Below are 7,654 nucleotides of genomic sequence, written 5' to 3'. Positions count from 1 at the left end.
GTCGGCACGACGCCCGACCGCCCCACCCCTGCGCCGCGCCGCCGCCGCGGGTCCAAGCACCGGCCCGTCTGGGAGGAGAGGCCGTCGCCCGTCGGGCTCGCGCTCAAGGGGCTCGTGCTCACGCTCGACGAGAAGGTGGCGTTCCTGCACCAGCGCGTCCCCGCCGTCCCGCGGCTCGGGCTCGCCGCGTTCCGCACCGGCACCGAGGCGCTGCACGGCGTCGCCTGGCTCGGCACCGCGACCACGTTCCCGCAGCCCGTCGGGCTCGCCGCGACGTGGGACCTCGACCTGGTCACGCAGGTGGGCGAGGTCGTCGGCACCGAGGTCCGCGCCAAGCACGCCGCCGACCCGACCGTGTCGCTCAACGTGTGGGCGCCCGTCGTCAACCCCCTGCGGCACCCGCGCTGGGGCCGCAACGAGGAGGGGTTCTCCGAGGACCCGCACCTCACCGCGACGCTCGCGACCGCCTACGCACGAGGCCTGCGCGGCGACCACCCCGTCTACTGGCGGACCGTCCCGACCCTCAAGCACCTGCTCGCGTACGGCGTCGAGACCGACCGCGCCGTGCTGAGCGCCCAGCTGCCGCCGCGCGCGCTGCACGAGTACGAGCTGCCCGCGTTCCTCGGCCCCGTCCGGGCGGGCGTCGTCGGCGCCGTCATGCCGTCGTACAACCTCGTCAACGGCCGGCCCGCGCACGTCTCGAAGGACCTGATCGACGCGCTGCGCGACGAGCGCGACGGGTTCCTGCTCGTCGTGTCCGACGCCGGCGCGCCGACCAACCTCGTGACCGGTGAGCGGTACCACGCGGACCACACGGTCGCCGCGGCCGCCGCGCTGCGCGCCGGTGTCGACTCGTTCACCGACCACGACGCGGACGCGTCGGTCACCGTCGGGCGGGTCCGGGACGCGCTGCACGCCGGGCTGATCGACGAGACCGACGTCGACCGTGCCGTCCTGCGTCAGCTCGAGCTGCGGCTCGCGACCGGCGAGCTCGACCCGGACCTCGACCCGTGGGCCGGCGTCGGCGCCGACGCGATCGACCTGCCCGCGCACCGCGCGCTCGCGCGCCGGGCCGCCGCCGCCGGTGTCGTCGTCCTCGAGAACGACGGCGTCCTGCCGCTGCGGGACGGTGTGCGCGTCGCCGTCGTCGGGCCGCACGCCGACCAGGTCTGCACCGACTGGTACTCCGGTACGCCGCCGTACACCGTCACGCTCGCGCAGGCCCTCGTCGAGCGGCTCGGCGCCGAGCGGGTGACCGTCGTCGACGGTGCCGACCGCGTCGCGCTGCGCTCGGTGTCGACCGGACGGTACGTGCGGCCGGGCGACGACGGCGTGCTCGTCGCCGACGCACCGCGCGCCGACGAGGACACGCACGTCGACGTCACGTCGTGGGGCGAGGGCCTGCACACCCTGCGATCCGCGCGCACCGGGCGCCTGTGGACCGGCGGGCAGTGGATCCTGCGCGCGGACGCCGAGCGGGTCGGCGGGTGGGTGGTCCAGGAGTCGTTCCGCGTGCACGACAACGGCGACGACACCGTCTCCGTCCAGCACGTCGGGTCCGGGCGCTGGGTGGTCGTCCAGCGCGACGGCGGCGTCCTCGTGGCCGACGCCGCCGACGCGGCGCACGCCGAGCGGTTCACCCTCCGCACCGTGCACTCCGGGCACGCGCGCGCGGCCGCCGCCGCCCGGGACGCCGACGTCGTCCTCGTCGCCGTCGGCAACGACCCGCACCTGCTGGGCCGCGAGACCGAGGACCGGCCCCACCTGCGGCTCCCCCACCCGCAGGCGGAGCTCGTCCGCACGGTGCTCGACGCCAACCCGACGACCGTGCTCACCGTCGTCGCGTCGTACCCCTACGTGCTCGGCGACCTCGGCGACGCCGCCTCGGCCGTCGTCTGGACCGCGCACGCCGGGCAGGAGCTCGGGCACGGGCTCGTCGACGTGCTCACCGGCGACGTCGAGCCGACCGGGCGCCTCGCGCAGCAGTGGCCCGCCGACGAGGCGCACGTCGGCGACCTCTTCGACCACGACCCGATCGGCGGCGGGCACACGTACTGGTACGCCCGGCACCCCGCGCGCTGGGCCTTCGGGCACGGGCTCACCTACAGCACCGTCGAGTACCTCGGCGTGACCGCCGACGCCGACGACGACCTTGACGAGCTCTCCGTCGCGACCGCACGCGTCATCGTGCAGAACACCGGCGACCGCGTCGCCGAGGAGCTCGTGCAGGTCTACGCGGCCGCCCCCGGCCACCGGCTGCCGTACCCGCGCCGCTGCCTCGTGAGCTTCGAGCGGGTGCGGCTCGAGCCCGGGGAGACCCGCGAGGTGACCCTGCCCGTCGCCGTCGCCGGGCTCGCCGTCTGGGACGTCACGACCGGGCGCCTCGTGGTCGAGCCCGGCGGGTACGAGCTGCACGCCGGGCCGTCCTCGGACGAACTGCCCCTGGTCGCCGACCTCAAGGTCACCGGGACCCCCGTGCCCCCGCGTCGGCTCCTCGACGGCTGGGTCCGGGCGGTCGACCACGACGACCGGCACGACGCCCGCCTCGTCCCGCGCGACCTGGACACGGGGACCGCCGTCGAGGTCGCGCCCGGCGCGCGCACCGGGTGGGTGCTCCTGCGGGACACCGACCTGAACGGCGTCGGCGGTCTCGAGCTGACGCTCGCGCGCACGGGTCCCGGCGTCGCGGCCGTCCACGCCGAAGTGCTCGAGGGACGGCGGTGGGCGCGCGTCGCGACCGCCCCCGTCCCGGCGGGCGGCGACCGCTGGACGTGGCACACCGTGCCGGTCACGCCGCACGTCCCGCCGTCGACCTGGGGCACGACCGACGTCCGGCTCGTCCTCGAGGGGGCGGTCCGCGTGGGCGAGCTCCGCGGGACGCCCGCGGGTTGAGCGCGGCGTGCGCTCACTCCACGCAGAACTCGTTCCCCTCCGGGTCGCGCATGACCGTCAGCCCGTCCTCCCGGACCACCACGACCGTCGCACCGAGCGTGCGCAGGCGCTCGACCTCGGCGGGCACGTCACCGTCGGGCGCCCGCAGGTCGAAGTGCATCCGGTTCTTCGCGGTCTTCGGCTCGGGCACGCGCTGGAACCACAGCGTCGGACCGCCCCAGCCCGCGGGCTCGACGAACGCCTTGTCACGCGTCGAGTCCTCGTCCACGTCGCTGCCGAGGGCCGCCGCCCAGAAGCCCGCCAGCGCGAGCGCGTCGGCCGCGTCGAACGTCACGCTCTTGATGTAGGTCGGCACGCGACCGACGCTACCGCCGGGCCGCTCAGGCCACCCAGGCGCCTGAACGCATGACCCGCAGCGGGGTCAGCGCGTCGTCGACGACGACGACGTCGGCGCGCCGCCCGGCCACGAGCGCGCCCAGGTCCCGCCGCCCGAGCACGTCCGCGGGCGTCGTCGCCGCCGCGAGCACCGCGTCCTCGAGCGGCACACCCGCCGTGACGACGTTCCGCACGACGTCGAGCAGGTGCGCGACACCGCCCGCGATCGCACCGCCCCCGGGCGGCGTCGAGCCGTCCTCCTCGACGATCCGCGCGACGCCGTCGGCCACGCGCACCGCCATCGGCCCGAGGCGGTAGTCGCCGTCCGGCATGCCCGCCGCCGCCATCGCGTCCGTCACGAACGCCACCGAACCGGGCCCGACGAGGTCGAGCACCGCGCGCACGGTGTCGTCGGCGAGGTGCGTGCCGTCCGCGACGAGCTCGACGACGAGCTCGCCCCGGGCCGCCGCCGCGAGGCACGCCGCGATCGGGCCCGGGTCGCGGTGGTGCAGCGGGCGCATGCCGTTGAACAGGTGCGTCGCGGTCAGACGACCCGACCGCGCGGCCGGGGCCGACGCGAGCAGGTCGAACGCCCGGTCCACCGCGACGTCGACCTGCGCGGCGGACGCGTCCGTGTGGCCGACCGAGGGCAGCGCACCCGCGTCGACGAGCGCCGCGAGCACGTCCGCGCGTGCGTCCGCCGTCCCCGTCCCGTCGGCGACACCGCGCACCTCCGGCGCGACCGTCATCGTCACGAGGTGACCGCGGGCGGCCGCGGCGACGTCCGCGACGAGCCCCGCGTCGCCCGGTTGCATGTCGTCGGGGTTCTGCGCGCCGCAGCGGTCCGCCGACAGGAACGGCCCCTCGAGGTGGATGCCCACGACGTCGCCCGCGTCGGCGAGGTCCGCGAGGACGGCGGTCCGTGCGAGCAGGACGTCGCGCGGCGCCGTGACGAGCGACGCGACCAGGCTCGTGGTGCCGTGACGCAGGTGCTCACGGGCCGCGACGCGGGCCGTCCCGGAGTCCGCCGCATCGGGGAAGCTCGCGCCGCCCCCGCCGTGGCAGTGCACGTCCACCAGGCCCGGCAGCAGGGTCCCGACGCTCTCGTCGGGCACCGGCCACGCCACGGGGACGCGGTCCGCGGGTCCCACCCAGGCGAGCGTGGCGCCGTCGACGACGACGACGCCGTCGTCCAGCACCCGCGCCGGTGTGACGACCCGTCCGCGCAGGACGAGCGGTGCGGAGCCGGTCGTGCCGGCCGGGTCGGGAGAGGGGTCGACGCTCACGCGAGCATCCTGCCGCACTCGTGGCGGCCGCCGCGTCGCTCGCGCATCCGTCACGACCACGCAGGCGGCGGGACGATGCCCGGGCGGTCGGCGAGCGTCCCGCGGGCGGCCCGACGGCGCAGGACGGCGCCCGCCCACCAGCGCCCGCCACCGGCCCCGCCCGCACCCGCGAGCGCCACCAGGACGCCGGCGCCGAGGGCGTCCGGCCACGGGCCGCTCGTCCACGGCCGGAGCAGCACGAGGGCCAGGACCGCGCCGACCGCGGCGAAGACGGCGACGTGCTCGACCTCGCGCGGGCGCCGCCGGAGCAGCCACGCCGTCAGGAGCCCGGCGGGCCACCCCACGAGCGCGACCGGCACGATCACCGTCAGCCAGAGGTACGGCAGGAAGACGAGAGCCGTCGACACGCTCGCGACCTCGAGACCCGTCGCTCCCGCGGCGGCTCGGAACCCGGTCGCCGCGACCGACACGAGGACGGCGACGAGGGTCAGCCCCACCACCACGACCCAGCAGAGCGCGCACAGCAGCGCGACCCGCGCAGGCCCGCGCACGAGCCCGGCGTGCCAGCCCGGGAGGCGAGCGGGCACCGTCCGCGGTCCGGCCCACGTCGGCCCGGACGCGTCCCGCGGGTGGGCACTGTGCGCCGGCACCCCGCTCGGCACCGCCCATGCGCGTGCGCCGGCGTCCGTCGGGGAGGCCCATCGCACGTCCGGTCCTGGACCCCGCTGCGGCCCCGTCGCCGTCATCGGTCCCCTCCGCCCCGCGACGGTGCGCCGGAGCGGGAGGCGGTCCGCTCGCGGTGCAGACGTCGTGCGGCTGCCGCGAGCATCCGGGCGTACGCGTGCTGCCCGACGCCGACGAGCGGCCACGCCGCCCGGGCCCACCACACGGCCGGCAGCGAGAAGGCCTCGACGACGAACCACACCGCCCCGTCCGTGTCCCGCTCGACGGCGAACAGCTCCTCGCCGCGGAACGGGTGACCCGGCAGCGTGCCGTACGCGAACGCGGTGTGGCACCCGGCCTCGTCGACGGCCACCACGACGCAGGGCGCGGCCAGACGCAGCGGCCCCACACCCGGTCGGCTCACGACGCGCACGCCCGGTCGTGCCGGGCCGTCGACCTCGACGCGGACGCCCGCCGCGGCCTGGATCCGCCACGCGAGCAGGTCGTCACCCAGCGCCGCCGCGTCCTCGGCCGTGGCGTACGCGGCGACGCGCCACCGCCTCGCCGTGCAGCGGTAACCAGCGGGCCGAACGCCCCGCAGCGTGGCGCCGACCTCGTCGTACGTGAAGCCGGCGCCGTCGCGAGCGGCGGCCGCGCGCTCAGCAGGTTGGACTCCGGCTCGCACGACGGCACCCGTCGTCGCGGCGGACCGGCGGTCGAGCACGGCGAGCCCGACGAGCGTGCAGACGACGAACCCCAGAGCGTTGGCCACGCCGTGCGTCGCGACCATCACGTCGAGCCCCGGGTGCGGCAGCCCCAGCGACTCGCCGGCGGCCCACCACAGCGCGGGCAGCATCGCGACCACGACGACCACCGCGCCCGTCCGCAGCAGCACCCGCGCCCGCCGCGCGTCGCCGCCGGCCGCACCCTCGGCGTCCGTCACGGCCGCCGGAGCGCGGAGCACCGCCGCGGCGGCGCACCAGAGCGCGGCCGTGAGCACGACGGCACCGAGCAGCTCGGCCGCGTCCGACACGAAGTAGCCGGCCAGCACCAGCAGCACCCCGACGGGGACCGCGACCGCGGCCACGTCGGCCGGTCGGCCCGGCGCGACACCGGCGACGAGACCGGCCACCAGGCACGCGCCGAACCCGGCGAACAGCATGTGCGGGACGGTCAGCGTCAGGTACGTCCCGCCGAAGCCCAGCAGCCCCCAGCCGGCGCGCTCCGCGACGAGCGCCGCCGCGCCGATCGCCGGCGTGACGAGCGCGGTGGCGACGGCTCCCCGTTGGACCCGCGCATGCGGCGTCGCCGAGGGCTGCACGGCGACGCGCACCCCGAGGACGGCGAGAACCGCGCTCGCCACCGCGAAGGGCAGCGAGAGGGCCGACGCGACGGGTCCCACCGGGAGCCACACGCTCACGGCGGCGGCCAGCCCGGCGAGCGGCCACGCGAGCGATCCCGGGCGCGCGACCACGAGGGGCCCGAGCAGGCGCAGCCCCAGCGGCAGGACGACCGTCGCGCCGAGCCCGACGAGCACGTGGACCGCAGCCTCCGCGGGCGCTCCGAGCGCGTCGCCGCTCACGCGTCCTCCCCCGCCCGGCGGCCCGACCCGTCGCCCGCCGGCCCGTCGTCGACGCGGTCACCGTCGACCCCAGGAGCCACGCCCTCTCCGCGCGCCGCACGTCCGGCGGTGCCACCGTCCCCGCCCGCGGCGGCTGCCCCCTCCCCCTCGTCGTCCGGACGCATCGCCTCGCGCACGAGGCGCAGGAGGTCGTCCGTGACGCGCCGGGCGACGGGCAGCCGCGCGAGGCTCACGAGCCGCCCGACGAGCGGCGCCGCGCCGTCGACGAGCGCCCGTGTGCGTCGCTGGCCGGGTGACCCGTCGTGCACCCAGAACAACGTGACCCCGAGCTGCGCGAGCCACAGGAGCTCGGGCAGGTCGGCGCGCAGGTGGCGCGGCACCGCGGGCGCAGCCCCCTCGACGACCTCCCGGAACACCTGCTCGCTCGTCGCGCGCGCACCGCCGGACGCCGCCGAGAACGGGCTCGCCGCCGACGTGGGTCGGATCGCGACCGTGACGAACTCCGTGCCGAAGGCGTGGTACCCGTCGAACGCGTCGAGCCCGGCGTGCAGCACGCCGCGCAGCCGCGTCGCGAGGTCGCCGCCTGCCGCGAGGACCGACGCGGACCGCCGCGCGTGGTCCTGCGTCACGTCGAGGTAGAGCTCCTGGACCAGGTGGTCCTTCGAGGCGAAGTGGTAGTACGCGTTCCCTGTCGCGACGCCGGCCTCCTGCGCCACGAGCCGCATGGTCGTCGCCGCATAGCCCCGCTCGCGGAACAGCCGCAGCGCGGTGGCCCGTACGAGCGCGCGCGTGTCGCGCACCTCGCGTCCGTCGTCACGACGCGTGTCCCTGTCCTCCACCGACCGCTCCCCGTCTT

At 77.3% G+C, this 7,654-nt stretch carries 6 protein-coding genes; 1 reads left to right on the top strand and 5 read right to left on the bottom strand.

All coding sequences use genetic code 11. The annotated features are described in order from the left end of the window. Positions 1-2,892 (top strand): glycoside hydrolase family 3 C-terminal domain-containing protein (locus OMK64_RS14015; protein ID WP_272728991.1); only part of this gene is annotated, 2,892 nt, incomplete at its 5' end. 13 nt (positions 2,893-2,905) lie between these two features. Here the strand turns inward: OMK64_RS14015 and OMK64_RS14010 are convergent. The 5 genes from OMK64_RS14010 to OMK64_RS13990 all read right to left on the bottom strand — a co-directional run bounded on the left by OMK64_RS14010 (position 2,906) and on the right by OMK64_RS13990 (position 7,637). After that, positions 2,906-3,247 (bottom strand): VOC family protein, encoded by a 342-nt coding sequence (locus OMK64_RS14010; protein ID WP_272728990.1) that lies wholly within the window; start codon positions 3,245-3,247, stop codon positions 2,906-2,908. Between the two features lie 25 nt (positions 3,248-3,272). After that, a complete protein-coding gene (locus OMK64_RS14005) occupies positions 3,273-4,553 on the bottom strand; it encodes an N-acetylglucosamine-6-phosphate deacetylase (protein WP_272728989.1) in 1,281 nt (426 codons plus the stop codon). A 50-nt stretch (positions 4,554-4,603) separates the two neighbouring features. Further along, the gene (locus OMK64_RS14000) at positions 4,604-5,140 is read right to left on the bottom strand and encodes a hypothetical protein (protein ID WP_272728988.1); all 537 of its coding nucleotides are present in this window, start codon (positions 5,138-5,140) and stop codon (positions 4,604-4,606) included. 155 nt (positions 5,141-5,295) lie between these two features. After that, positions 5,296-6,798 (bottom strand): YndJ family transporter, encoded by a 1,503-nt coding sequence (locus OMK64_RS21110; protein ID WP_272728987.1) that lies wholly within the window; start codon positions 6,796-6,798, stop codon positions 5,296-5,298. Continuing rightward, positions 6,795-7,637, bottom strand: coding sequence for a TetR/AcrR family transcriptional regulator (locus tag OMK64_RS13990; RefSeq protein WP_308201789.1), 843 nt, complete (start codon positions 7,635-7,637; stop codon positions 6,795-6,797). The genes OMK64_RS21110 and OMK64_RS13990 overlap by 4 nt, the downstream gene beginning before the upstream one ends. Positions 7,638-7,654 lie beyond the last annotated feature (17 nt).

Origin of the sequence: Cellulomonas fimi, assembly GCF_028527925.1 — a bacterium.
GTDB lineage: Bacteria > Actinomycetota > Actinomycetes > Actinomycetales > Cellulomonadaceae > Cellulomonas > Cellulomonas fimi_C.
Note: the sequence above shows the minus strand (reverse complement) of the source record. Positions and strands in the feature narration are given on the sequence as shown.